This is a genomic window from Inquilinus limosus (assembly GCF_051487185.1).
GTDB classification, from domain to species: Bacteria; Pseudomonadota; Alphaproteobacteria; order DSM-16000; family Inquilinaceae; genus Inquilinus; species Inquilinus limosus_F.
In genome coordinates, this window is record NZ_JAHVDK010000011.1 from 103,516 (window position 1) to 128,246 (window position 24,731).

General features: G+C 69.3%; 19 protein-coding genes and 1 riboswitch. Of the genes, 8 read left to right on the top strand and 11 right to left on the bottom strand.

What is annotated here, in order from left to right:
* Positions 1–3: 3 nt before the first annotated feature.
* Together KXR53_RS14600 and KXR53_RS14605 are read left to right on the top strand one after the other, a co-directional pair.
* Positions 4–813: a helix-turn-helix domain-containing protein gene (locus KXR53_RS14600; RefSeq protein ID WP_437375907.1), complete on the top strand. Its 810-nt coding sequence runs from the start codon at positions 4–6 to the stop codon at positions 811–813.
* Positions 814–887: 74 nt separating this feature from the next.
* The gene (locus tag KXR53_RS14605; protein ID WP_437375908.1) at positions 888–1,241 is read left to right on the top strand and encodes a VOC family protein; all 354 of its coding nucleotides are present in this window, start codon (positions 888–890) and stop codon (positions 1,239–1,241) included.
* Between the two features lie 184 nt (positions 1,242–1,425).
* Here KXR53_RS14605 and KXR53_RS14610 read toward each other — a convergent pair whose 3' ends face one another.
* Both KXR53_RS14610 and KXR53_RS14615 read right to left on the bottom strand, forming a co-directional pair.
* The gene (locus KXR53_RS14610; RefSeq protein WP_437375909.1) at positions 1,426–2,388 is read right to left on the bottom strand and encodes an OmpA family protein; all 963 of its coding nucleotides are present in this window, start codon (positions 2,386–2,388) and stop codon (positions 1,426–1,428) included.
* 304 nt (positions 2,389–2,692) lie between these two features.
* A complete protein-coding gene (locus KXR53_RS14615; RefSeq protein WP_437375910.1) occupies positions 2,693–3,739 on the bottom strand; it encodes a LacI family DNA-binding transcriptional regulator in 1,047 nt (348 codons plus the stop codon).
* Between the two features lie 200 nt (positions 3,740–3,939).
* Here KXR53_RS14615 and KXR53_RS14620 point away from each other — a divergent pair, with 200 nt between their 5' ends.
* Positions 3,940–5,217 carry an ABC transporter substrate-binding protein gene (locus KXR53_RS14620; protein ID WP_437375911.1) on the top strand — a complete coding sequence of 426 codons (1,278 nt, stop codon included), beginning with the start codon at positions 3,940–3,942 and terminating at the stop codon, positions 5,215–5,217.
* Positions 5,218–5,238: 21 nt separating this feature from the next.
* Positions 5,239–6,912 carry an acyltransferase gene (locus tag KXR53_RS14625; protein ID WP_437375912.1) on the top strand — a complete coding sequence of 558 codons (1,674 nt, stop codon included), beginning with the start codon at positions 5,239–5,241 and terminating at the stop codon, positions 6,910–6,912.
* A 3-nt stretch (positions 6,913–6,915) separates the two neighbouring features.
* On the opposite strand, the gene KXR53_RS14630 is transcribed toward KXR53_RS14625, so the two are convergent.
* Positions 6,916–7,827: a LysR substrate-binding domain-containing protein gene (locus tag KXR53_RS14630; RefSeq protein ID WP_437375913.1), complete on the bottom strand. Its 912-nt coding sequence runs from the start codon at positions 7,825–7,827 to the stop codon at positions 6,916–6,918.
* A gap of 75 nt (positions 7,828–7,902) precedes the next feature.
* Here KXR53_RS14630 and KXR53_RS14635 point away from each other — a divergent pair, with 75 nt between their 5' ends.
* Both KXR53_RS14635 and KXR53_RS14640 read left to right on the top strand, forming a co-directional pair.
* On the top strand, positions 7,903–8,244 hold the full coding sequence (locus KXR53_RS14635) for an ArsR/SmtB family transcription factor (RefSeq protein WP_437375914.1): 342 nt from the start codon (positions 7,903–7,905) through the stop codon (positions 8,242–8,244).
* A gap of 3 nt (positions 8,245–8,247) precedes the next feature.
* Positions 8,248–8,739, top strand: a complete 492-nt coding sequence (locus KXR53_RS14640; protein WP_437375915.1) for an SRPBCC family protein — start codon at positions 8,248–8,250, stop codon at positions 8,737–8,739.
* 270 nt (positions 8,740–9,009) lie between these two features.
* Here the strand turns inward: KXR53_RS14640 and KXR53_RS14645 are convergent, their stop codons facing one another.
* Complete coding sequence (locus tag KXR53_RS14645; RefSeq protein WP_437375916.1) at positions 9,010–9,621, bottom strand: acetoacetate decarboxylase family protein; 612 nt, start codon at positions 9,619–9,621, stop codon at positions 9,010–9,012.
* Positions 9,622–9,865: 244 nt separating this feature from the next.
* A riboswitch (cobalamin riboswitch) is annotated at positions 9,866–10,058 on the top strand.
* Between the two features lie 110 nt (positions 10,059–10,168).
* On the opposite strand from KXR53_RS14645, the gene KXR53_RS14650 reads away from it, so the two are divergent.
* Positions 10,169–13,066: a ribonucleoside-diphosphate reductase subunit alpha gene (locus KXR53_RS14650; protein ID WP_437375917.1), complete on the top strand. Its 2,898-nt coding sequence runs from the start codon at positions 10,169–10,171 to the stop codon at positions 13,064–13,066.
* Positions 13,067–13,337: 271 nt separating this feature from the next.
* Here KXR53_RS14650 and KXR53_RS14655 read toward each other — a convergent pair whose 3' ends face one another.
* The gene (locus KXR53_RS14655; RefSeq protein WP_437375918.1) at positions 13,338–13,826 is read right to left on the bottom strand and encodes a hypothetical protein; all 489 of its coding nucleotides are present in this window, start codon (positions 13,824–13,826) and stop codon (positions 13,338–13,340) included.
* 95 nt (positions 13,827–13,921) lie between these two features.
* Here KXR53_RS14655 and KXR53_RS14660 point away from each other — a divergent pair, with 95 nt between their 5' ends.
* Positions 13,922–18,451 (top strand): M10 family metallopeptidase C-terminal domain-containing protein, encoded by a 4,530-nt coding sequence (locus KXR53_RS14660; RefSeq protein WP_437375919.1) that lies wholly within the window; start codon positions 13,922–13,924, stop codon positions 18,449–18,451.
* 289 nt (positions 18,452–18,740) lie between these two features.
* Here KXR53_RS14660 and KXR53_RS14665 read toward each other — a convergent pair whose 3' ends face one another.
* The 6 genes from KXR53_RS14665 to KXR53_RS14690 all read right to left on the bottom strand — a co-directional run bounded on the left by KXR53_RS14665 (position 18,741) and on the right by KXR53_RS14690 (position 24,673).
* Positions 18,741–19,907 carry a porin gene (locus KXR53_RS14665; protein ID WP_437375920.1) on the bottom strand — a complete coding sequence of 389 codons (1,167 nt, stop codon included), beginning with the start codon at positions 19,905–19,907 and terminating at the stop codon, positions 18,741–18,743.
* A 377-nt stretch (positions 19,908–20,284) separates the two neighbouring features.
* Positions 20,285–20,983 (bottom strand): GntR family transcriptional regulator, encoded by a 699-nt coding sequence (locus tag KXR53_RS14670; protein WP_437375921.1) that lies wholly within the window; start codon positions 20,981–20,983, stop codon positions 20,285–20,287.
* 9 nt (positions 20,984–20,992) lie between these two features.
* On the bottom strand, positions 20,993–21,784 hold the full coding sequence (locus KXR53_RS14675; RefSeq protein WP_437375922.1) for an ABC transporter permease: 792 nt from the start codon (positions 21,782–21,784) through the stop codon (positions 20,993–20,995).
* Positions 21,781–22,638 carry an ABC transporter permease gene (locus KXR53_RS14680; protein ID WP_437375923.1) on the bottom strand — a complete coding sequence of 286 codons (858 nt, stop codon included), beginning with the start codon at positions 22,636–22,638 and terminating at the stop codon, positions 21,781–21,783. The genes KXR53_RS14675 and KXR53_RS14680 overlap by 4 nt, the downstream gene beginning before the upstream one ends.
* Positions 22,635–23,696 carry an ABC transporter ATP-binding protein gene (locus KXR53_RS14685; protein ID WP_437375924.1) on the bottom strand — a complete coding sequence of 354 codons (1,062 nt, stop codon included), beginning with the start codon at positions 23,694–23,696 and terminating at the stop codon, positions 22,635–22,637. The genes KXR53_RS14680 and KXR53_RS14685 overlap by 4 nt, the downstream gene beginning before the upstream one ends.
* Entirely contained in the window at positions 23,693–24,673 is a 981-nt protein-coding gene (locus KXR53_RS14690; RefSeq protein ID WP_437375925.1) for an ABC transporter substrate-binding protein, read from the bottom strand. The genes KXR53_RS14685 and KXR53_RS14690 overlap by 4 nt, the downstream gene beginning before the upstream one ends.
* Between the last annotated feature and the right edge of the window lie 58 nt (positions 24,674–24,731).

The following is a 24,731-nucleotide window of genomic DNA, read 5'->3' on the forward strand; positions in this document are numbered from 1 at the left end:
CCGATGATGCGGCAGGGCGACGGCGGGCTGGTCCTGGCCAAGCGCGCCGGCCTCTATCGCGAGGCGCCGCCGTTGCCGGAACTGGCGCCGCACCTGCTGTGTCGCTGGATGCACGCCATCCCGCAGGGCCCGGCCCTGCCGGTGGTCGTCGTCCCCGATGGCTGCGTCGACCTGCTCTGGGTCGGCGGCCGGCTGGTTGTGGCCGGGCCGGACCTCACCGCGCAGCACCCGCTGCTGCCGCCCGGCGATCCGGTCGTCGCCGTCCGTTTCCGCCCCGGCGCCGCCCTCCGCTGGCTCGGCCTGCCGATGTCCGAGGTCACTGGTCGCCAGGTCGATCTGGTGGATCTCCATCGTCCCTGGGCGCACGACCTGGCCAGCCGGATCGGCGAGGCGCGGACGGTGGCGGAGCGGATGGCGCGGCTCGCGGCCGGGCTGGCGCGGATCGCGCCGGAGGTCGCCCCGCCGGCGCCGGAGATGGCGCTGACCTTCCGCCTGCTCGGCCGCGGCGCGGAGGAGACCGGCCTGGTTGCGCTGCGCGAAAAGCTCGGGATCAGCGAGCGCAGCCTGCGGCGGCGCTGCCACGAGACCTTCGGCTACGGCCCGAAGACGCTCGACCGCATCCTGCGCTTCCAGCGTTTTCTGACATTGGCGGAAGCGGGGGAGGAGGCAGGACTTTCAGCCCTGGCCTTTGCCGCAGGCTATGCCGACCAGGCCCATCTGACGCGCGAGGTGCGGCGTCTGTCCGGCCTGACCCCGGCCGCGATCCTCGGCCAGATCGCCGTCAGCGAAACAGGCCAGCGCGAAGCCGCCTGACTGGCCGTTCCGTTCAAGACGGAGCGCCGGGTGCGGTGGCAGACTGCTCGTCGGATCGGACAGGAGGAAGGATCATGGCCAGTCCCGGCAACGACCGTCGCATCGACTACATCGAGTTCTCCGTGGCCGACATCGCACGCTCGCGCGAGTTCTACGGCAGCGCCTTCGGCTGGAAATTCACGGATTACGGCCCGAGCTATTGCGAGTTCGACGACGGCCGGCTGAAGGGCGGCTTCGCCCAGGGCGGCCCGGGCAAGCCCGGCGGACCGCTGGTGATCCTCTATGCCGAGGACCTCGCCGCAACCCAGGAGCGGCTGGAGCAGGCGGGCGCCCGCATCGTCAAGCCGATCTTCAGCTTCCCCGGCGGCCGCCGCTTCCACTTCCAGGACCCGGACGGCTACGAGCTCGCCGTCTGGTCTGACCGGTAGCGAGATCTTTTCGATATCCCGTCCCTCACCGTCATTGCGAGGAGGCGAAGCCGACGAAGCAATCCATCGGCCCGCGCGAGCCGCACCATGGATTGCTTCGCTGCGCTCGCAATGACGAATTGGGAATTGCGAAAAGGCTTCGATAGCGGGAGGGAAGGGGGCCGCAGCCCCCTTCCAGCTATCCTCAGTTGACGACGATCTCGACCCGTCGGTTCTGCGGCTCGCGGACGCCGTCGGCGGTCGGCACCAGCGGATCGGCCTCGCCGACGCCGCGGGTGACGATCATGCTGTCGGCCACGCCGTCGGCCACCAGCTCGCGGCGCACCGCCTCGGCCCGGCGCTGCGACAGGGCCTGGTTGTAGCTGTCCGATCCGGCGCGGTCGGTGTGGCCGGTGACGTCGATCCGGGTGCTCCGGCCCTGCAGCGCGTCGGAGGCGGCGGAGCCCACGATCTGCCTGGCCTCCGGCGTCAGCTTCGAGCTGTCGAAGTCGAAGAACACCAGATAGCTGCGGGCCTGGGTCACCTGGGTGACCTCCTGCGGCGGCGGCGCCTCCTCGGCGCCGAAGGTGTAGCGCAGGCCGACCAGGACGCTGTGGTTGTTGTTCTCGTCCGACTTGATCCGCACCCCGTTGTCCTTGAAGGTCGGCGCGGTGGTGCCGAGATAGCGGTATTCCAGGGTGGCCGCCAGGTTCGGCGTGAAGTTGTAGGCCACGCCGGCGATGCCCTGGTAGGCGAAGGCCGGCTCGGTCGAGCTGAAGTAGTTGCCCGGACCGCTCGGGTTGAAGTCGGCGTTGACCAGCGCCAGGCCGACGCCGGCGCCGAGATAGGGCACGAAGGGCGAGCCGAAGTCGAAGTCGTAGTAGCCGTTGGCCATCAGGCCGTAGGTGGTCTGGTGGTTGTTGCCGTCGTGGCTGTTCTCCCGGATGCTCGCTTCGAGGTCGGCGCGGAAGCCGTTGCCGAAGCCGTAGCCGACATAGAGGTTGCCCGCCGGCCCGACATCGTAGTCGTCCTGGTTCAGGCCGTTGCTTTGAAGGAAGTTGACGCCGGCTCCGGCGCCGACATAGAGGCCGTTCACCTGCTGCGCCATGGCCGGTGTCGCGGCCAGCAGCGCGGCTGCCCCTGCGGCGAAGACGATGCGTCTGGTCATTCCTGGCTCCACGAGATGTCTCGTTAGGATTGCGGTCCCGTATCTCGTCCCGTGCCAGACGATACAGATGCATACGTCCTTGAATGTCTGTCAAAATGGCGCGCAGCGGCGATGTCGCACCTTGAAGTATCACCAGATGATACTAGCAGACGGGCCGAACGCTCCGCAGGATCGCTTTCTTAACTATTTGTATAGTTGGAAGTGAGTAGTTGGATCCGCGGTAAGCGAACCCAACACAATCGTCGGAGGACGTCGGCGAGATGTTGGGTTCGCTTCCGCGAACTCAACCTACGATGACCTACCGTCAGTGCCGCGGCGGCGCCGTGCTGGCGCGGACGATCAGGCGGTGGGGCACGCTCACGCCGCGCTTCGACGCGGCGATGCCGGCGAGGCGGTCCGCCAGCAGGCGCATCGCCTCGAAGCCCAGGCGGCGGGCCGGCTGGTCGATGGTGGTCAGCGGCGGGTCGTAGACGGCGGCGAAGTAGATGTTGTCGAAGCCGACGATCGAGATGTCCTCCGGCACTCTCAACCCCGCCTGCTTGATGGTGCGGATCGCGCCCATGGCGATCTCGTCGCTGCCGCAGAACACGGCGGTCGGCGGCTCGGGCAGCGCCAGCAGCTCGGCCATCTCCTCCGCCCCGGTGGCGATCGAGAAGGTGCCATAGCGCACCAGCTCGGGCCGCAGCTCGATCCCGGCCTCGGCCAGGGCTGCGGCGTAGCCTTCGAAGCGCTTCGGCGTGGCCGTGGCCGGGGCGCTGCCGCCGATATGGCCGATGCGGCGATGGCCCAGCTCGATCAGATGCCGCGTCGCCGCCTGCCCGCCGGCCCGGTTGTCGATCTGCACCGCCGGCACGCCGGGGGCGGCCACGGGCTCGATCACCGCCACCAGGCGCTGCCGCAGGGACGGGGTCTTCAGCGTCTCCGGCATGTGGCCGCCCAGCACCAGCATGCCGTCGACCGCGCCGGTCAGCAGCTGGCGGGCATGCTCCTCGGCGCGCGCCGGGTCGCCGGCGGTGTTGCCGATCAGCACGTGGAAGCCGGCCGCCACCGCCGCCTCCTCGGCGCCCAGCAGCACCGAGGCGTGGAACGGGTTGGCGATGTTCGGCACCATCACGAACACCTGCCGTGCCTGCTGCAGGCGCAGGCCGCGGGCCATGCGGTTGACGACATAGCCGGTGTCGCGCACCGCCGCCTCGATCCGCGCCTTCGTCTCCTCGTTCACCCGCGGCGACCCGGCCAGGGCCCGGCTGACCGTCGCCACCGACACGCCGGCGATGCGGGCGATGTCGGCCATGCGCGGCCGCCCGGCCTCGGGCGCTGGCGGCAGGCTGCGGCTGCGGCTGCGGCTCACGGCGTGGTCTCGGAGTCCTGGATCATGCCTTGACGATGCCCGGAACGGCGGTGCCGGCCAAGGGGGACGATCGGCCGGTCCGGCCGTCGGCGCGAGGCGGATTGACAGTGCGGACCTCGCCCCGTTCAATTGTAACCAAGTGGTTAATTTCCCGGGCGGCGCGGCCGTCCGGATCGAGTCCACGAATCAGGGAGGGCGCGATGTCGGCTGCGATCGGGCGCAGATCCGTGCTGGCCGGGGCGTTGGGCCTGGCCGGGGCGGCGGTGATCCCCGCCGTCGGGCGGGCCGAGGCGGCCCGGCTCCGCGTCGTCTGGTGGGGCAGCGACGACCGCACCCGGCGGACGCTCGAGGTGCTGAAGCTCTACCAGTCCCGGGTAGAGGGAACCGAGCTGCTCGGCGAAGTCAGCAACGCCGAGTACTTCCCCAAGCTGGCGACCCAGCTGGTCGGCCGCAGCGCCCCGGACATCTTCCAGCTCGAGCCCAACAGCTTCGCCGATTTCGTCCAGCGCGGCGCTGCGCTGCCGCTCGACGATTTTTTGCCGAAGCCGATCGACACGGGCGGCTTCGGCCGCGACCTGCTCGACCTCTGCGCCCTCGACGGCAAGGTCTGGGGCATCCCGCACGGCCTCAATTCCTTCGGCCTGATGTATGACGCCTCCGTCTTCAAGACGGCCGGCGTGCCCCCGCCCGACGACAAGACCAACTGGGACGACTATGCCGAACGCATGGTCGAGCTGACCAGGGCGCTGGGGCGCGACCAGTATTGGGGCTCCTGCGACTCCAGTGGCTACAGCTTCGCCTTCCAGGTCTGGCTGCGTCAGCGCGGCGCCGATCTGTTCACCGCCGACCGCGCGCTCGGCTTCGGCCAGGAGCATGCGGCGGACTGGTTCGCCTATTGGGACGGGATGCGCCGGCGCGGCGGCTGCGTGCCGGCCGACGTCGCGGCGCTCAGCCCGGATTCGACCATCAGCCTGATGCCGTTGATGCAGGGCAAGGCCGCGACCAGCCTCGCCTTCTCCAACCAGATCGTCGGCATGCAGGCGGCCACCACCGCACCGCTCGCCCTGACCATGTATCCGAATGGCGGCGCCGGGGCGAAGCCGGGGCAGTTCTACCGGCCGGCCTCGTGCTGGTCGATCTACGCCCGCTGCAAGGCGCCGGAGGCGGCGGCGGGCTTCATCGCCTTCTTCCTCAACGACCCCGAGGCCGTCAAGGTGCTGGGGGTGGAGCGCGGCGTGCCGATGAGCCCGGCGATGCGGGAGCTGATCCTGCCGACGCTGGACCCGGCGCAGCGCGCCACGGTCGACTACGTCAACTTCATCGCCGACAAGGTCGGCCCCTATCCGCCGCCACCTCCCAAAGGGTCGCAGCAGTTCGGCCGGCTGATGAAGCGCGCGGCGGATGCGGTCGCCTTCGGCAACGCTTCGATCGCCGACGGCGCCGCCCAGCTGATCGCCGACGCCCGCGCCATTCTCTGAGAGCCCGAACCTATGTCGGTTATGCCGGAACCCGAAGTCGCGACGCCCCGTCCGGTGGAGGAATTCGACTCCCATCCCTGGCGCTTCGAGAGCCAGGCCACGGACGAACAGCGCCGCGCCCAGGCGGCCTTCGTCGCCGGGCTGGCGCAGCGCCTGCCGCTCAAGCTCGGCAAGGGCTGCTACCTGTCGCCGAAGGCCTACATCTTCCCCGACAGCCTGACGCTGGGCGACGGCTGCGTCGCCGCCGCCGGTGTACGCCTCCACGGCGACCTGACCGCCGGAAACCACTGCTCCTTCAACCTGCATGCCTCGGTGATCGGCCAGGTCCGGATGGGCTCATGGGTCCGCATCGCCGCCGGGGCCATGATCGCCGGCTTCGACCATGTGTCGGACGACCCGGAGACGCCGATCGCGCTGCAGGGCGTGTCCTCCAAGGGCATCGAGATAGGCGATGACGTCTGGATCGGCGCCAACGCCGTGATCACCGACGGGGTGCGGATCGGCAGCCACTGCATCGTCGCCGCCGGGGCGGTGGTCACCCGCGACGTGCCCGACTACGCGCTGGTCGGCGGCAACCCCGCCCGGGTGATCCGCGACCGCCGCCGGCCGCGGGGCGCGGCCGACGCACTGCTGGCCGAGGTGAAGGCTTTCGACGCCTGGATCGGCGAGGAATGGCCTTCGATCCTCGCCGCCCAGGTGGCGCCGCCCGGCCAGCCCTCCTGGTATCGCGACCCGCGCAACGCCGGGAACGCGCCGTTCCGCGCCGATTGCGACGCGATCCAGATCGCGGCGATGTTCGGCGCCGTGCCGCCGCCCTTCGGTCGCGCGGAGTGGATCGCCCGCCTGACGGCGCTGCAGGACCCGGAAACCGGGCTGTGCTTCAACCCGGACACGCCGGAGGCGGTGCGCCGCGATCCGCCCGCCGATCCCGGCGGCGACAACCTCTACAACATCCTCTGCGTCGGCTATGCGCTGGAGTGCCTGGGCGCCGGCTTCCGGCACCCGATCGACTGGGCCTCGCGCCTGGACCCCGCGGCGCTGCAGCGGGCGCTGGACGGGCTGCCCTGGGCCGAGCGAGGCTGGTCCTCCGGCGCCTGGGTCGATGCGCTGGGCACCGCCTATTACCTGAACGCCAGGGACTTCGGCGATCCGGGCGAGCTCACGACGCTGATCGGCTGGCTGACCACGCGGGCGGATCCGGCGACCGGCCTGTGGAGCGGCCCGGTCGGCGACGACTGGCTGCAGGCGGTGAACGGCTTCTACCGCCTGACCCGCGGCACCTACGCCCAGTTCGGCATCCCGCTGCCCTGGCCGGAGCGGACGATCGATTCCGTCCTGGCCCATCTCGACCGCAACGCCGGGTTCGAGAGCGCCGGCTTCAACGCCTGCAACGTGCTGGACGTGGTGCATCCGATGATGCTCTGCGCCCGCCAGACCAGTCACCGCGCGGCGGAGATCGCCGACGTGATGCGCCATCTCCTCGGCGCCGTGCTCCGGCACTACGCACCCGGCCAGGGCTTCGCCTTCAGCCGCGGTGAGGAGCCGGGGCTGCAGGGGACGGAGATGTGGCTGTCGATCATCGCGCTGATCCTGACCCATCTCGGCCTGGCCGATGCGGTGCGCTTCCGCCTGGTCGGCGTGCATCGCTGGGGGCCGGCGCTGCCGGTCAACCGGATCCGCTGGCCGGCGCGCTGAGGCTCAGCTCCACACCCCGGAGACGGGTCGCGCCCGCTTGGACGTCAGTTCCGCCTCCAGCCAGGCGCGGAACAGCTGCACCTTGCGCTGCCGTGCCCGGGCCTCGGTGGTGACGAACCAGTAGGCGATCTCGGTCGGCGCCGCTATCGGGAAGGGGCGGACCAGCCTTCCGTCGGCCAGCGCGTCGGCGGCGATCAGCTGCCACGCCATGAACACGCCCTGGCCCGCCACGGCTGCCTCCAGCGCCGGGATCGGGTCGGTGTAGGTCGGGCCGGCCAGGCGCGGCGGTGACGTGACGCCGGCGGCAGCGAACCATTCGGCCCAGGAGATCAGCGAGCCCTCGTCGCGGATCACCGGCACCGAGGCCAGATCGGCCGGGGTCTTCAGCCGCGATGCCAACGACGGGGCGCAGACCGGGAACACGGTCTGCGGAATCAGCTTCTCCACCACCACGCCGGTCCAGCCGCCGGGGCCCATGCGGATGGCGCAGTCGATGTCGCCGAGCGCCAGGTCCAACACCTCTCCGGTGGCGACGAAGCGCAGCTCGACGTCGGGATGGGCGCTGGTGAATCGCGACAGCCGCGGCACCAGCCAGCGCGCGGCAAAGGCGGTGCCGGCGGTGACGGTCAGGATCCCGGCGCGCTCCACCGCCAGCGCGGCGATCGCGTCGGCCAGCATGCGGAACCCGGCGTCCAGCATCGGCCGGATCCGCCACAGTTCGGCGGTCGGCACCAAGCCGGTCGGGGTGCGCTCGAACAGCAGCACGCCCAGACGCGCCTCGGCCCGGCGGATATGCTGGCTGACCGCGCCCGGCGTCACCCCCAGCTCCTTCGCGGCGGTCGATAGCGAGCCGCCGCGTGCCACCACCGAGATGGCGCGCAGCGCGTTCAGCGGAATCGGGAAAGGCGAGGCCATGCTTCTTCTTGAGCGGAGGACGGTGGGCTGTCCAGCGCCGTTGACTCTCTAATATCCAGTTGGTTATATAACCATATGGTTTTGGAAGACTCGCTCAGCCTCAGATTCGCCGCGCTCGCCGACCCCACCCGGCGCGCGATCCTGCTGCGCCTCGCCCGGGGCGAAGCCACGGTGGCGGAGCTGCAGGCCCCGTTCCGGATCAGCCAGCCCGCCATCTCCAAGCATCTCAAGGTGCTGGAGGGCGCGGGGTTGATCGAACGCGGCCAGGCCGCCCAGTCGCGGCCGCGTCGCCTCAACCTCGCAGCGCTGCAGGAGACGGTCGAATGGTTCGAGCACTTCCGCAGCCTGTGGAACGACAGCTTCGACCGCCTGGAGGCGTTTCTCGAAGCCAACCCTGAGCCAACGAAGGACGGATAGATCATGGCCGCCACCGATCCCCAATTCGTCATCACCCGCGTCTTCAAGGCGCCGCGCCCGCGGGTCTGGGAAGCCTGGGCGAAGCCCGAGCTGATGTCGCAATGGTTCGGCCCGAAGGGCGTCGTCACCACGGTCAGGACGCTCGACCTGCGGCCAGGCGGGACAATGCATGCGCGCATGGACCAGCCCGATGGCGGCCACATGTGGGTGAAGTTCGCCTATCGCGAGGTGGTCGCGCCGTCGCGACTGGTGTGGGAGCACTCCTTCGCGGACGAGCAGGCCAACATCGTGGCCTCGCCCTTCGGCGGGCCGTGGCCGCTCAGGATCCTGTCGACCGTGACTCTTGAGGAGGAGGGGGCGGGCACCCGGGTCCGGCTGGTCTGGACGCCGCTGGACGCCACAGAGGACGAGCGGCAGGCCTTCGCGGGCATGACGGATTCGATGACCGAAGGCTGGTCCGGCACCTTCGACCGGCTCGACCAGACGCTGGCCTGACCCGGATCGAAGTCTCCAGCCTATGGAGATTTTCTATAGGCGTGGAGAGACACTGTCCATCCCGGCCGCGGCTCGGCAGGTCTATCTCTTGGAGAAGATCTGCCGAGGAGGCTGCGATGTTCTCCTTCTTCCGGAATCGGGAGCGCCGGCGCGAGCCCGACGGCGCCGAGGCGCTCCTGGCGATGACCCCGCGCGAGCTGGCGGACCTGCCCTTCTGGGTCGAGCCGCCATTGGCGGACTGCGCCGACGGCGCCCCGGCCGGCCGGCCCGTCACAAGCCGAACCGCGCCTCGGCGTCGGCCAGCGTGAGGCTCAACAGCGGCCGTCGTCCGGCCAGCACCGCCAGCGGTCCCGTTGCCGGGAACTCCCAGCCCAACCCGCCGGAACGCGGCCGGCCGGTGGCGGCGGCCCGCGCGATCCGGACGCCGGCCCTGTCCGGCTGCAGCACGCGCAGCCGCACCGGCAGGCGCAGGGGCAGGGCGCGGCCCGGCCGGTCGGTGACGATGGCGACCGGCCCCTCGGCGTCGGTCAGAACGGTCCGCCCCTCCGCCGTCTCGAACCGGCCCAGCCGTTTGGGGATCGCCCACAGGTCCCGGCCGCCGGTCAGGGAGGCAGGGCTGTCCACCCAGGCGGCGGTCACGGTGACGCCGATCCGGCGCCCCAGCCGCACCGGCACGGCGACCACCAGCTCGCCATAGGCCAGATCGCCGCCCGGCTCCCATTCCGCCCACACCGTCGCCAGCAGCGCGGTCCCGCCCCAGCCCAGCGGCCGGGCCCCGGCCGGCAGCGGCCCCGGCAGCGCCACCCGCGGCACCCGCCACAGCGCCGCCTGAACCGTGCCGCGCAGCCGCCAGGGCGGGGGAGGGTAGAGGCCTTCGGTCATGGTATCGGAGAATAACCGAGGCAGACCCGCCCCCAACCCGTCATCGCGAGGAGCGAAGCGACGTGGCGATCCATGGTGCAGCTCGTGCGGCCCTGGATCGCCTCGCCTACGGCTCGTGATGACGGGATTGGGAGTGCCGCCACCTCCGATTCCGAGATTTCAGCCGGCGAGTCCAAAACGCATTTCGATTGCGAAGTTTGCGGCGTCTCCAACTAGGTATTGACGGAAACCGGCAGAAGGACGTCTATATCTAGACATCACGGGCGTTCGGGAATCCGGTGCGCCGACTCATCGGCAAGGCCGGGGCTGTCCCCGCAACTGTAAGCGGAGTGCTCTTCCGTCGTTTTCCGAGTCACTGGCGGGGCGATCCGCCGGGAAGGCGAGGCGGAGGGGCGATTCCCGCGAGCCAGGAGACCGGCCCGTGATCGCATAGAACGTCCTCGGGCGGGGTGTCCCGTTGGTGCGTCGGTCGGGTTGCGTCGGCGTGCCGGCGCGGCGCCGACTCCGCATCTTCGGCCCAGGCCCCTCACGATCATGGGGTTTGCCGATGTCTGTCCTCCTCGAATCCGACCGCGCCCTCGCTGGCGCGCCCGCCGCCCCGGCCGCGCCCCGTGCGCCCTCGAATCAAAGGGGGGCCGAGCCGGCCTTTCAGGTGATCCGCCGCAACGGCGCCGTCACCGCCTTCGACGCCGCCAAGATCTCGGTCGCGCTGACCAAGGCCTTCCTGGCGGTCGAGGGCCCCGGCGCCGCCGCCTCGCGCCGGGTGCACGACATCGTCGAGGGCCTGACCGCCCAGATCGTCGGCGCCCTAACCCGCCGTGCCGACCACGGCCGCACCTTCCATATCGAGGAGGTGCAGGACCAGGTCGAGCTGGCCCTGATGCGCGGCGAGCATCACAAGGTCGCCCGTGCCTATGTGCTGTACCGCGAGGAGCGGGCGCGTGAGCGCGCCGCCGCGGCCAGGGCCGAAGCCCAGAACGGGATGTCCGCGGTCGCGCCGGTGCTGCACGTCACCGCCGCCGACGGCAGTCGCGCGCCGCTCGACCAGGCGCGCCTCGCCCGGCTGGTGGAGGAGGCCTGCGCCGGCCTGGCCGATGTCGATCCCGCCCCGGTCCTGGCCGAGACCCGGCGCAACCTCTATGACGGCATCAGTGAGGCCGAGCTGGCGCTGGCCCCGATCATGGCCGCCCGCACCCTGATCGAGACCGAGCCGAACTACACTTATGTCAGCGCCCGCCTGCTGCTCGACCTGCTGCGGCGCGAGGCGCTGAGCTTCGTCCACGGCCGCCCGGCCCGCGCCACCCAGGCGGAGATGGCCGAGGGCTATGCCGAGTACTTCCCGGCCTATGTGAAGAAGGGCATCGAGGTCGGCCTGCTGGACGCCGAGCTCGGCCGCTTCGACCTCGCCAAGCTGTCGGCGGCGCTGAAGCCCGAGCGCGACCTGCAGTTCCAGTTCCTCGGGCTGCAGACCCTCTACGACCGTTACTTCCTGCAGACCGAGGGCGTGCGCTTCGAGCTGCCGCAGGCCTTCTTCATGCGCGTCGCCATGGGCCTGGCCTTGCGCGAGATCGACCGGGAGGCGAGGGCGATCGAATTCTACGATCTGCTCTCCTCCTTCGACTTCATGTGCTCGACGCCGACGCTGTTCAACGCCGGCACGCCGCGGCCGCAGCTCTCCTCCTGCTTCCTGACCTCGGTGCCGGATGATCTCGACGGCATTTTCAAATCGATCCGCGACAACGCCCTCCTGTCGAAATACGCCGGCGGCCTCGGCAACGCCTGGACCCGGGTGCGCGGCCTGGGCGCCCATATCCGCGGCACCAACGGCCAGTCGCAGGGCGTGGTGCCCTTCCTCAAGGTCGCCAACGACACCGCCATCGCGGTGAACCAGGGCGGCAAGCGCAAGGGGGCGGTCTGCGCCTATCTGGAGACCTGGCACGTCGACATCGAGGAATTCCTCGAGCTGCGCAAGAACACCGGCGACGACCGGCGCCGCACCCACGACATGAACACAGCCAACTGGGTGCCGGACCTGTTCCTCGAGCGGGTCGAGGCCGACGGCCCCTGGACCCTGTTCTCGCCGGACGAGGTGCCCGACCTGCACGACCTCTACGGCCCCGCCTTCAAGACGGCCTACGAGGCCTATGAGGCCAAGGCCGCGCGCGGCGAGATCCGGGTGCACAGGCAGGTCCGCGCCCTCGACCTGTGGCGGCGCATGCTGACCATGCTGTTCGAGACCGGCCACCCCTGGGTGACCTTCAAGGACCCCTGCAACATCCGCTCGCCGCAGGGCCATGTCGGCGTCGTGCATTCCTCGAACCTGTGCACCGAGATCACGCTGAACACCTCGGATGACGAGGTCGCGGTCTGCAATCTCGGCTCGATCAACCTCGCCAACCACGTGTCCGAGCGCGGCCTCGACCGGGCGCGGCTGGAGCGCACCATCCGCACCGCGATGCGGATGCTGGACAACGTCATCGACATCAACTTCTACACCATCCCGGAGGCGCGCCGATCCAACCTGCGGCACCGACCGGTCGGGCTCGGCCTGATGGGCTTCCAGGACGCGCTGCAGACGCTGCGCCTGCCGGTGGCGTCGGAAGCCGCGGTGCGTTTCGCCGATGAGAGCATGGAGGTGATCAGCTTTCACGCCATCTCCGCCTCGGTCGATCTCGCTGCCGAGCGCGGGCGCTACCCCTCCTTCGAGGGCTCTCTGTGGAGCCGCGGCATCCTGCCGATCGATTCCGTCGAGCTGCTGGCCGAGGCGCGCGGCGGCGTGCTCGACCTCGACCGCTCCTCCACCCTCGACTGGACCGGGCTGCGCGAGCGGGTGCGGACCGTCGGCATGCGCAACTCCAACTGCATGGCGATCGCCCCGACCGCGACCATCTCCAACATCTGCGGCGTCGCCCAGTCGATCGAGCCGGCGTTCCGCAACCTCTACGTCAAGGCCAACATGTCGGGCGACTTCACCGTGGTGAATCCCGGCCTGGTCCGCGATCTCAAGGCGCTCGGCCTGTGGGACGAGGTGATGATCTCGGACCTGAAGTATTTCGACGGCAGCCTCGGCGCCATCGACCGGGTGCCGGACGACCTCAAGGCGCTCTACGCCACCGCCTTCGAGATCGACGCCTCCTGGCTGGTCGAGGCGGCGGCCCGGCGGCAGAAATGGATCGACCAGGCCCAGTCGCTGAACCTCTACATCGCCAACCCGAACGGAAGGAAGCTGGACGCGCTCTACCGTCTGGCATGGAAGCGTGGGCTCAAGACCACCTACTATCTGCGGGCGATGAGCGCGACCCATGTCGAGAAATCGACGCTGAAGGGCACCGACGGCAAGCTCAACGCCGTCGCCGCGCCGGCCCCGGTCGCGGCCGCCCCGGCGCCCGAGCCGGCGCCGCTGGTCTGCCCGATCGACGACCCGACTTGCGAGGCCTGCCAGTAGAATAGCAGGACATCTCTCCGAAACGGAAAGAGGCGGCGGTTCCAACCGCCGCCTCGCTTTTTTTGCGTCCCGGTGGCGGTCTCTGCCGGGCGACAAGGCCGGCATCATGCGTTCATACGACGCGCGGCGATCCGGAGCGTGATTTCATCGGCTGGTCTCGATCGCGGTTCGGGAGCTTTATATGGCGATCTCGACCCAGCGCGTGCTCGGCCCCGTCGGGCGCAGAGCTGCCGGCCGGACAAATCGGGCCGGCCCGGGCCTGAGCGGAGCGTCAGTGTCCCGCACCAGGCCCGCCCTCGCGGTCGCGCCGCCCGGCGGCTCGCCCGCGCCACTGGTCGAACACCACCCGCCGGCCCTGCTTGTGGCGCACGGCCATCACGCGATGCGCCGGATACAGGGCACGGCCGGCCTTGGCCAGGGCGAAGAAGGCGCGGCGGTCCGCCGCCGCGGCAGTCAGGATCCAGACGACGTCCCCGCCTTCCGCCAGATCCTCGGCCGGCGGCACGCCGGTGGCCGCGAAGCGGTCGGCGGTCGCGTGGTCGTACAGCGACCAGCCGAGATAACCGACGACCCGGGCCTCCGCGTCGCCAGCCGAGCTGTCCAGGGCAAACAGATAGTGGCCGCGCTGGATCTGCCGACTGAGGGTTCGGATCAGGTCGCTGGAGCGGAAGCTGCCGAACGGCTCGCGCCTGGCCAGGAAATTCGCGGCGAGGCCGAGCGCCAGCCAGGGGCCCGGGATCTTCTTCAGACTGATCGTCATCACAGCCCGCGCGCGTCGTCCCGCCACTGGTCACCGATGGTACCGGACCGCGTCCTGCATGCGCAATGCCGCATCGTTTCAAAGGAATGCCAGCAATGACCTCCCAGACCGTCACCATGTCGAACGTCCAGAACATCGACGGGCTCCTGTCCGGCGTGAGGTGGGCCGGGACGGTGATGACCTACGGATTTCCAACAGCCGCGGCCGATTATGGCGACTACGCCCATAACGTGGATCACGACAACAATCCCTCGACGCCGGCCGTTTCGGTCGATGAAACCGACGGCTTTTCCGCTCTGAACGCCCAGCAGCAGGCTGCGGTGCAGGCCGCCTTTGCCGAATTCCGCGACCTGACGCTGATGTCGGCGCTGCAGCAGGAGCCGGCCGGGGGCGCCGACGTGCGACTGGCTATGTCGACGACGCGCGAGCCCGGCAGCACCACCGCTTACGCGCAGTATCCAGGCAATGATGCGCTGGCGGGAGACGCCTGGTTCAACACCACCGACTACAACACGCCCCGGCTCGGAACCTACGCCTATCAGACCTTCTTCCACGAGATCGGCCATGCGCTCGGCCTCAAGCACGGCCACGAAGCCGACAACGGAAACAACACCGTTCTGAGCAGCGATCGGGACTCGCTCGAATTCTCGACGATGACCTACCGCGCCTATGTGGGCCACTCCGGCAGTGGCGGATACGGCGTCACCGACGGTCATTATCCGCAGAGCTACATGATGCTCGACATCGCGGCCCTGCAATACATGTACGGCGCGGATTTCGCGACGCGTGCTGGCGACACCGCCTATCGCTTCGATCCCGCCACCGGACAGATGTTCGTCAATGGCACCGGGCAAGGTGTTCCGCAGAACAGTGGCGGGATGAACGTCAATGTCTTGTTCCGGACCGTCTGGGATGGCAACGGAAACGACACCTATGACTTCTCCGCCTATGACGCGAGCCGGCAGCTTGCCGTCGACCTGGCGCCAGGCGGCTGGACCGATGTCGATTCCGACAGCAACTTCCAGGCTGCCGATCTGAGGGCCAGCAACCCAGGCACACAGATGGCGCGCGGCCAGGTCTTCAACGCCCTCCTGTTCAACGGCGACACCCGCAGCCTGATCGAGAACGCCATCGGCGGCGCCGGTGCCGACACGATCCGCGGCAATCAGGCCGGAAACCGGCTGGAGGGGCGCGCCGGCAACGACACGCTCGAAGGCTTCGACGGCAACGACGTGCTCGACCAGGGCTTCGGCGGCGGCGGCGCCTATGGCGGCAATGGCGACGACACGATCTGGGCCGGCGACGGGGCCGACACCATCGACGGCGGGGCCGGCTTCGACCTCGTGAACTATTCCCGGTCCAACAGCGCGATCCTGATCCAGCAGCCGAACCCCCTGGATCCTTCCTCCGGCAAGGTCATCGGCGGGTGGGCGACGGGCGACACCATGGTCGGGATCGAGCACGTCATCGGCTCGGCATTCGACGACAGCATACAACTCGGGGGCGACGGCAACAGCATCATCGGCGGCGACGGCAACGACCTGATCGATGGCGCGGGCGGCCGGGACACGCTGTGGGGCGACGCCGGCAACGACACACTCCGCGGCGGCGCCGAAGCGGATCAACTCCATGGCGGCACGGGCTGGGACATCGTGCGTTTCGGATCCGCGGTCACCATCAACCTGGCGACCGGCGCCCACTCCGGCGAAGCCGCGGGCGACACCTTCTTCGGCATCGAGCAATACATTGGCAGCACGGGCGACGACACGATGGTGGCCAACGATGCAGGGGCCGCCTATTTCGTCGGTGGGGAGGGAGTCGACAGCCTTTACGGCGGCGCGCGGGACGACTGGCTGCAGGGCGGCAAGGGCGCGGACGCGCTCAACGGCGGCGGCGGCTCCGATACGGCCTCCTATGCCGATGCGCCGGGCGCCATCATCGCCGAGATGTATTTCAGCGACGGCAGCACCACGGACGGCAAGATCCATGCCGGCGAATGGGGGTACGATACGCTGGTCAGCATCGAGAATGTGGAGGGGTCGCGCTTCGATGACTCGCTCTACGGCGACGAACGGTCGAACACCCTCTGGGGCATGGACGGCAACGACCAGCTGGAAGGTGACGCCGGCGGCAGCCCGCAGGGATCGCACGATTTCCTGCTCGGCGGTGCCGGCAACGACGTCGTCACCATCGGCATCTTCGATCATGCCTTCGGCGGGGCCGATATCGACACCGCGTCCTTCATCGGCGGCCCGGTCTTCATCGACTACAACAGCAACACCTTCCAGATCGGCGGTCTCGGCTTCGAGCTGTACGAGTTCGAGATCTACAACGGCACCGGCGGCGCCGATACGCTGTATGGCGCCAGCCACGGCGAGACGGTCAATTTCGGGGCCGGGAACGACGTCGTTTACGGGCAGGGCGGCGACGATTTCATCTATGTCGACGCCGGGGCGGACATCATGGACGGCGGCGCCGGCCGGGACACCATGGTGTTCGGGCGCGCGATGGTGGCTGACTGGCAGGCGGGCGTGCTCGATGCCGACATCGGCTCTGACTCCTGGCTCAATTGGGAGGCGATCCAGGGTTCCGCCGGCGACGACCGGATCCGCACCAACAGCTGGGGCTATGCCGTCGAGCTGCGCGGCGGGGCCGGCAACGACGTGCTCGCCACCGGCGTGACCGGCGTGGTCAGCGATACGCTCCTGGGCGAGGACGGCAACGACCAGCTCAATGGCGGGGCCGGCGCCGACATCATGCGCGGCGGCGCCGGGAACGACACCTATGTTGTCGACACCGCCGCCGATGTCGTCGACGAGTCGGCCGCCGGATCCGGCGGCATCGACACGGTGCAGGCCGCGGTCAGCTTCAGCCTGGCGGCCTCGACCACGCTGCTGGGCCAGGTCGAGAACCTGGTGCTGCTCGGCAGCGCCAACATCAACGGCACAGGCAACGCGTCGGCCAACAATCTCACGGGCAACAGCGGCGCCAACCTGCTACAGGGCCTGGGCGGCAATGACGTGCTCAATGGCGGCGCCGGGGCCGACACCATGCGCGGCGGCGGCGGGGACGACATCTATGTCGTCGACACCGCAGCCGACATCGTCGACGAATCGGCCGCCGGGTCCGGCGGCATCGATACGGTGCAGGCTGCGCTCAGCTTCAGCCTGCTGGTCTCGGCCAGGCTGCTGGGCCAGATCGAGAACCTGGTTCTGCTCGGCGGCGGGGCCATTAATGGCACCGGCAATGCGTCGGCCAACAACCTCGCAGGCAATGCCGGCGCCAATACTCTGCAGGGCCTGGCCGGCAACGACGTGCTCCGCGGCGGCGCCGGGGCTGACCGCCTAGACGGCGGCGCCGGGATCGACACCGCCAGCTATTACGCCGGCACCGCCGGGGTCGCGGTGAACCTGGCCACTGGCCTCGGCAGCGGCGGCGAGGCGCAGGGCGACACGCTGGTCGGGATCGAGAATCTCTCCGGCAGCCAGGGCAACGACAGCCTGATCGGGAACGCCGGCGCCAATGTGCTCCAGGGCTGGAACGGTGCCGACGTGCTGCGCGGCGGCGCCGGGGCTGATCGGCTCGACGGCGGCGCCGGGGTCGACACCGCCAGCTATTACACCGACACTGCCGGGGTCGGGGTGAACCTGGCCACTGGCCTCGGCAGCGGCGGCGAAGCGCAGGGCGACACGCTGGTCGGGATCGAGAATCTCTCCGGCAGCCAGGGCAATGACAGCCTGATCGGGAACGCCGGCGCCAATGTGCTCCAGGGCTGGAACGGTGCCGACGTGCTGCGCGGCGGCGCCGGGGCTGATCGGCTCGACGGCGGCGCCGGGGTCGACACCGCCAGCTATTACACCGACACCGCCGGGGTCGGGGTGAACCTGGCCACTGGCCTCGGCAGCGGCGGCGAAGCGCAGGGCGACACGCTGATCGGGATCGAGAATCTCTCGGGCAGCCAGGGCAATGACAGCCTAGTTGGGAGCGCCGGCACCAATCTGCTGCAGGGCTGGAACGGCGCCGACGTGCTCCGCGGCGGTGCCGGGGCCGACCGCATGGACGGCGGCGCCGGGATCGACACTGCCAGCTACTACACGGGCACCGCCGGGGTCACGGTGAACCTGGCCACGGGCCTCGGCAGCGGCGGTGAGGCGCAGGGCGACACGCTGGCCGGGATCGAGAACCTTTCAGGCAGCCAGGGCAATGACAGCTTGGTCGGGAGCACCGGCGCGAATGTGCTGCAGGGCTGGAACGGCAATGACGTCCTCACCGGGGCAGGCGGCAAGGACACGCTCACCGGCGGCGCCGGGGCCGACCGCTTCGTCTACGGCAGCACGGCCCAAAGCCCGATCGGGTCAGGAGCCGATCGGATTACCGACTTCAGCCGCGCCCAGGGTGACCGTATCGATCTGTCCGGAATCGATGCCAATGCCGCCGTTGCCGGTAACCAGGCCTTCAGCTTCATCGGCTCTGGCGCCTATACCCGTCATGCCGGTGAGCTGCGCTACGGCGTCAGCAACGGCACCACCACCGTCGCCGGCGACGTCAACGGCGATGGCGCCTCTGACTTCCACATTGTCCTGAGCAGTATCATCGCCCTGGTATCGACGGACTTCGTACTCTGACCGCCCCGCTGTCGGGGCCCGGTCGGCGCCAGCCTGGCCTGCAACCCGGGGCCGCACGTCACCGATCTCGGCCTGAACGACGGCACCACCGGCGACATCAGGCCGCTCGCGGTGGCAGGCTGAGAGAGTGTGCGGCGCCAAACAAGAAAAGGGATGCGCGGCCGGCAGCGCCGCGCATCCCCATCGACCGGACGCGATCTTCCAGCCTAGGAGGGAACGAGACTGTCAGGAGCGGTCTGTCGCGTGCGGTCTTCTCGGACCAACTGTCGAGACGGTTCGACCTGAGGCCTCAGAAGGCCAGGTTGATGCCGGTCAGCAGGTTGGTGGCCTCGAAATCCCGGCCCTCGCGAAAGTTCTGCTTCTCGTAGATGACTTCCGCGTAGGTGTTCAGGCCCGGCGCGAGCGTGTAGGTCAGGTTCACGCCGGCGATGTGGTTGTCCGTCAGGTTCGTGGCGCCGGTGTCGGGCTGCTCAAGGCCGTTGTTGTTGCCGGCCCAGGTGTAGGCGTAGGACACCGAGGTCAGGAACGGACCCCACTGGTAACTCAGGTCGCCGATGACGGTGTCCACCGGCTTGCTGGTCAGGTACAGGCTGGAGTAGTGGGTCCAGTTCACGCTGGCGGCGATGCCGCCCGACTTGACCCGGCCGCCGAGGGTGTAGGCCTCGAGGTCGTGATGCTCCGGATTGTTGTCGGTGGTAACGCCGTTGCCGTAGGCGGCCGTGGCGGCGAGGCGCAGACCGACGCCGCCGCCGATATCGCCGTCCCAGGCTGCGCCGCCGGTCACGACGTTCTCATACAGCGTGCTGCTGTCGTTGATCAGGTCGTTGCGGCCGCCGGGGCCGGCATGGGTCGAGCCGCCCACGACCGGCGTGAAGTCGACGCCGAAGCTGAAGCCGCCGATCGTCGGCGAGGTGTATTTGATGCGCGTGTCGTCGTTCGCCAGGCCGCCGAGATAGGTCGCATCGATCGAGTAGAACTGGCCGCCGCCCAGCGGGAAATCGCCGTCCAGCAGGTCGCCGAAATCCATGCCGCCGGCGCCGATGGCGCTGGCCAGCTCGTCATGGGCGTAGATGTAGCCGAAGTCGTCGGCGACGGTCGGGCCGTCACCGAAGGTGATGGTGCCGAAGCTGCCCTTCACATAGACATAGGTGCGGTCGACCTGGACGCCGTCCCGCCGGTTGACCGAGTCGAAGCGGATGCGGCCGCCGTATTCCAGGCCGGAATCGGTGACGTTCTTGACGTCGAACTGCATCCGCGCGTTGGTCTGGAAATCGTAGTCACGATCGAATTCGGAGTGATCGGTGTTGGAGATCACCAGCGCCGACTGTGCGGCGATGAACCCGCTGATCTTCAACTGCAGACCGGACGTCACGTTCTGATCGGCCGCCGACGCCGGCATCACCCCGATCAATGCGGTAGCGGCCAGTGCCGTACCCCCCAGCAGGACCTGCTTCATTCGCCCTCCCTCTGTCCCCGCACCGACGCGGGGCGCGCTGCACACTCGCGACGCCTGCCGGCCGTGATCCGTGACATCGAAGGCACAGTCGGGTCGGCTTCGTGGCCGCTTTGGCCAAGCGTCTGAGACAGCCGGAACCCTAGTCCCGCCCAAAATCGTAACATACATACAAAAATGTATACTTAGTCGAGACAACAATCTGTTGCCGGCGAGCCACATCCGCCGCTGGTCGCCGGGACGGCGGCCTCCGCAGGCCGGTGCCGCTGGATCATCCCTCCATGCTCAAGAAGGGTCCCGCTCCTGACGATGACGATCAGACAGCAGCGAGAAGCCTCGCGCTCAAGGGCCGCTGGCGCGGGACGGCCGCGGGCTGACGGTCACCGCCTGCCGATGGTCGAGGACAGCGCCGTGCGGACGATCTGCCAAGCGGCCTCGACCAGCCCGGCGGTGACCCGGCCGGCGGCCGGGGCGTCGCCGCGGCGGATGGCGTCGATCATCTGCTGGTTCGCCTCGATCGCGATTGCGGTCATCTCCGTCGACACCCCATAGGCCAGATGCCGGTAGCGCAGCGCCGGCTTCTGCACGATGGCGAGCAGGCGCTGCAGCACGGCGTTGCCCGAGGCCTCGTGCAGCGCCTCGGTCAGCGCGACATTGGCGTCGAAGCAGCGCTCGACGTCACCGGCCTCGAGCGCCGACTTCATGGCCGCCAGGGCGATAGAGAGCTCGCCGGCGACCGCGACCGGGTTGGCCGACCGGGCGGCGCCTTCCGCCGCCAGCGCCTCCAGTGGCACCCGGCAGGAATAGATCTGGTCGAGATCGGCCAGCGACATCGGCGCCACCCGCACGCCCTGGCGCGGCCGGCGGATCACCAGGCCCGTGCCCTCGAGCAGCCGCAGCACCTCGCGCACCGGCGAGCGGCTGATGCCGTAGCGCTCGCACAGCTCCTCCTCCACCAGCTTCGCGTCAGGGGGCAGCTCGCGGAGGATGATCTTGCGCTCCAGGAAGGCGAGGACCGTCTGTGAGAGCACCGGCCGGCGCGGGGTGCCGCTGTCTTCATCCAGGATGGCGGTCTCCATGGTCGCGCGTCAGAATCTCTGGATCTTGAGGCCGAGGACCTTCTCGGTCACCACCACGACCAGCAGCGTCATGACGATGCTGACGGTGGAGACGGCCGCGGCCTCCGGCGTGAAGTTCAGGCGAAGATAATCGAACAGCTGGATCGGCAGGGTCGAGGTTCCGACGTCCTTCAGCAGGAACGAGATCGCGAAGGTGTCGAAGGAGATGATGAAGGCGAACAGGCAGCCGCCGATCAGCCCCGGCTTGATCAGCGGCAGGGTGATGCGGAGGAAGACCTGCCACGGCCTAGCGCCGAGGCTGCGCGCCGCCAGCTCCCACGACCGGTCGACGCCCTGCAGCGAGGCCGAGACGTTCATGAACACGAAGGGCAGGGTGATCAGGACGTGGCCGGTGACCAGCGCGATCAGGTTCCGGGTGCCGATGCCGATCGCGTAGAAGAAGAACAGCAGGGCGATCGCCGTCAGGACCTCGGGCAGCAGCAGCGGCGCCAGCACGGTGATGGGGATCGCCTCCTTCGCCCGGCCGGCATGGCGGGCGTGATACAGGGCGGCGGCGGTGCCGATCGCGGCGGAGACCAGGGTGGCGACCGCCGCGACCTGCAGCGAGGTCCAGATCGCGGTGACGAACACCTCGTTGCGGAAGAACGCCTCGTACCAGCGCAGCGACAGGCCCTGCGGCGGGAAGGCCAGGAAGGCGCCGGCGCTGAAGGAGGCGCCGACCACGACCAGGATCGGCGCCAGGAGGAAGGCGTAGACCAGCCCGCAGAACACCGGAAACAGGATCGGCCGCCGCGGCTTCATGATGCCCATCGCATGCGCGTGGCCCGGGCGAACAGGACGACGCAGAGCCCGCCGGCGAGGCTGAGCATCAGGGCCAGCGCCGAGCCCAGAGGCCATTGGAACGCGTCGGTCAGCGTGTCGACCACGGTCAGGGTCATGGTTTTGACCCGCATGCCGCCGATCAGCACCGGGGTGACATAGGCGCTGAGCGCCAGCACGAAGACCAGGATGCAGCCGGACTGGATCCCAGGCAGGGCCAGCGGCAGGACGATGCGCCGGAACGCCACCCGCCGGGTGGCGCCGAGCGACCGTCCCGCCGCCTCCAACGCCGGGTCGATGGTCTGCAGCGCCGCCATGATCGGCAGGATCATGAACGGCAGGAAGACATGGGTCAGGGCGACGACGATGCCGAGCGTGTTGTACATCAGCGGCAGCGGCGCCAGCGTCAGGCCGAGCGACCGGGCCGCCTTGTTGATGACGCCGTTGTTGCCCAGGAGGATGGTCCAGCCGAAGCTGCGGACCACGATCCCGACCAGCAGCGGCGACAGCACGATGCCGTACAGCACCGGGCGCCAGCGCGACCGGCTGCGCGCCAGCTGCCAGGCGACCGGAAAGCCGATCAGCAGCGTCGCCGCCGTGGTCAGCAGCGCGATCCACAGCGTGCTGCCGAGCTGGGCCAGGTAGTAGCCGTCGGTCAGGGCGCGCTCGTAGTTGCCGAGCGTCAGCCCCGGCCCGTAGGGGGCGCCGGTCGCGGGCGGCCGGAAGCTCATCACCACGATGTTGAGATAGGGCACCAGCAGGAACACGCCGATCAGCACCGCCGCCGGGGCGATCATCAGCCAGGTCCAGGGCAACCGCCTGCGCCGGGTGGTCATGGCGCCTCCGGGACGACCCAGAGCGGCGCGGCCGGCGGCCGGACCGCCACGCGCTGCCCTTCGGCGAAGCGCGTCTGGGTCAGGCTGTGCACCTCGACCTCGCTGCCGTCGGCCAGCCGGACGCGGTAGGTGACCATGCTGCCCAGATAGTAGCGGCCCTCGACCACGCCCTCTGTGGCCGCCATGCTGACGCCGGCAGGGGCGAGGGTGATCGCCTCGGGCCGCAGCAGCGCTTTGACCGTGCTGCCCGGTGCGGTGCCGTTCAGCCCGTCCGCGGCGCAGTCGCCGAACACGGTGCGGATCTTGGCGTCGGTGCCGTCGGCCACGACGATGCCGGGCAGCAGGTTGGCCTGGCCGACAAAGCTGGCGACCCTGGCGTCGGCCGGCCGCTCGTAGATCGCTTCGGGCGCACCGGCCTGGACGATGCGGCCGCCGAACATCACCACGACGCGGTCGGACATCGTCATCGCCTCGGCCTGGTCATGGGTGACGTAGATCGTGGTGATGCCGACCCGCCGCTGCAGGTCGCGGATGAACACCCGCATCTCCTCGCGCAGCCGGGCGTCGAGATTGGCCAGCGGCTCGTCCAGCAGCAGGATGCTCGGCTCGATCACCAGCGCCCGGGCCAGGGCGACGCGCTGCTGCTGGCCACCGCTCAGCTCGCGCGGATAGCGCTCCTCCATCCCGCGCAGCTGCACCATCTCCAGCACCCGGGCGACGCGGTCGGCGATCTCGGCCCGGCCGAGCTTGCGCATCTCCAGCCCGAAGGCCAGGTTCCGGGCCACGGTCATGTGCGGGAACAGGGCGTAGGACTGGAACACCATGCCGATGTCCCGCCGTTCGGGTGGCAGGGCCGAGACGTCGCGCCCGTCGAAGGCGATGCTGCCGTGCTCGGCCTCCTCGAAGCCGGCGATCAGCTTCAGCGTGGTGGTCTTGCCGCAGCCGGAGGGCCCGAGCAGCGAGACGAACTCGCCGCTCGCGATCGACAGCGACAGCCGGTCGACGGCGCGGGCGGCGCCGAAGCTGCGGGTCAGTTCTGAAATGACGACGGCGGTCACTGGAAGGTCCGGTTCCAGCGCTCGGTCATCTCGGTGGCGTTGGCGTTCACCCAATCCCAGTCCCAGGCGAGGATCCGGCTCATCTGCTCGCCATAGACCGGCACGTCGGCGCGCAGATCCTCCGGCACCTCGACCGTGCGGTTGACCGGGGAGACGAAGAACTCCCGCGCCAGCATCAGCTGGGTCTCGGGCGACAGGATGAAGTCGATGTACTTGTAGGCCAGCTCGCGCGCCGGGGCGTTGGCGCAGATGCTGAAGGTCTGGTCCCACATCAAGAGGCCTTCCTCCGGCACGATGCATTCGACCGGCAGGCCCTGGTGCTTCAGCCGCGCGATCTCGCCGAAATCATAGGGCGCGACCACGATCTCGCCGGTCGACATCAGGGTCGACATGTTGAAGTCGGTCTGCAGCACGGGGGACAGCTGGCCCAGCATCTCGAAGGCCTTGTCCAGGTCCTGCGGGCCGCTGCCGAACAGTTTGCCGGTCAGCATGACCATCGCCTTGCCGGCCGAATTGACGATGTTGTAGAGGCCGATGCGGCCCTGGAACTCCGGATTGCTCCACAGATCCTTCCAGGATTTCGGCGGGGTCTGGACCAGGTCGGTCCGGTAGCCGAGGCCGAGCGGCGAGATCATGCCGACGGCGGCCCAGCCGTCGCCGGTCTGGGCGATCGGGTACAGGTCCTTGTAGTGGGGCACCAGCGAGAGGTCGAACTTCTCGAAATAGCCCTCCTTCCGCAGCAGCGAGGCGAAGACCTCGTTCATCATCACCATGGAATAGGGCGGGTGGTCCTTGCCGGCCGCGCGCAGGGTCGAGGTGAAGGTGCGGCCGAAGCCGATGTCGAGCTTCGCCTTGGCGCCAGTCGCGGCCTCGAAGGCGGGCACCAGGCTCTGGCGCCAGAACGCCTCCCAGACTCCGCCATAGGTGGTGATGACCAGCTCCTGGGCCGCGGCCGCCAGGGCCGGGTAACGCAACATGGCCGGGCCCATGAGGGCTGCGCATGCCATGACAACCTGCCGACGGGTGGGCTGCATC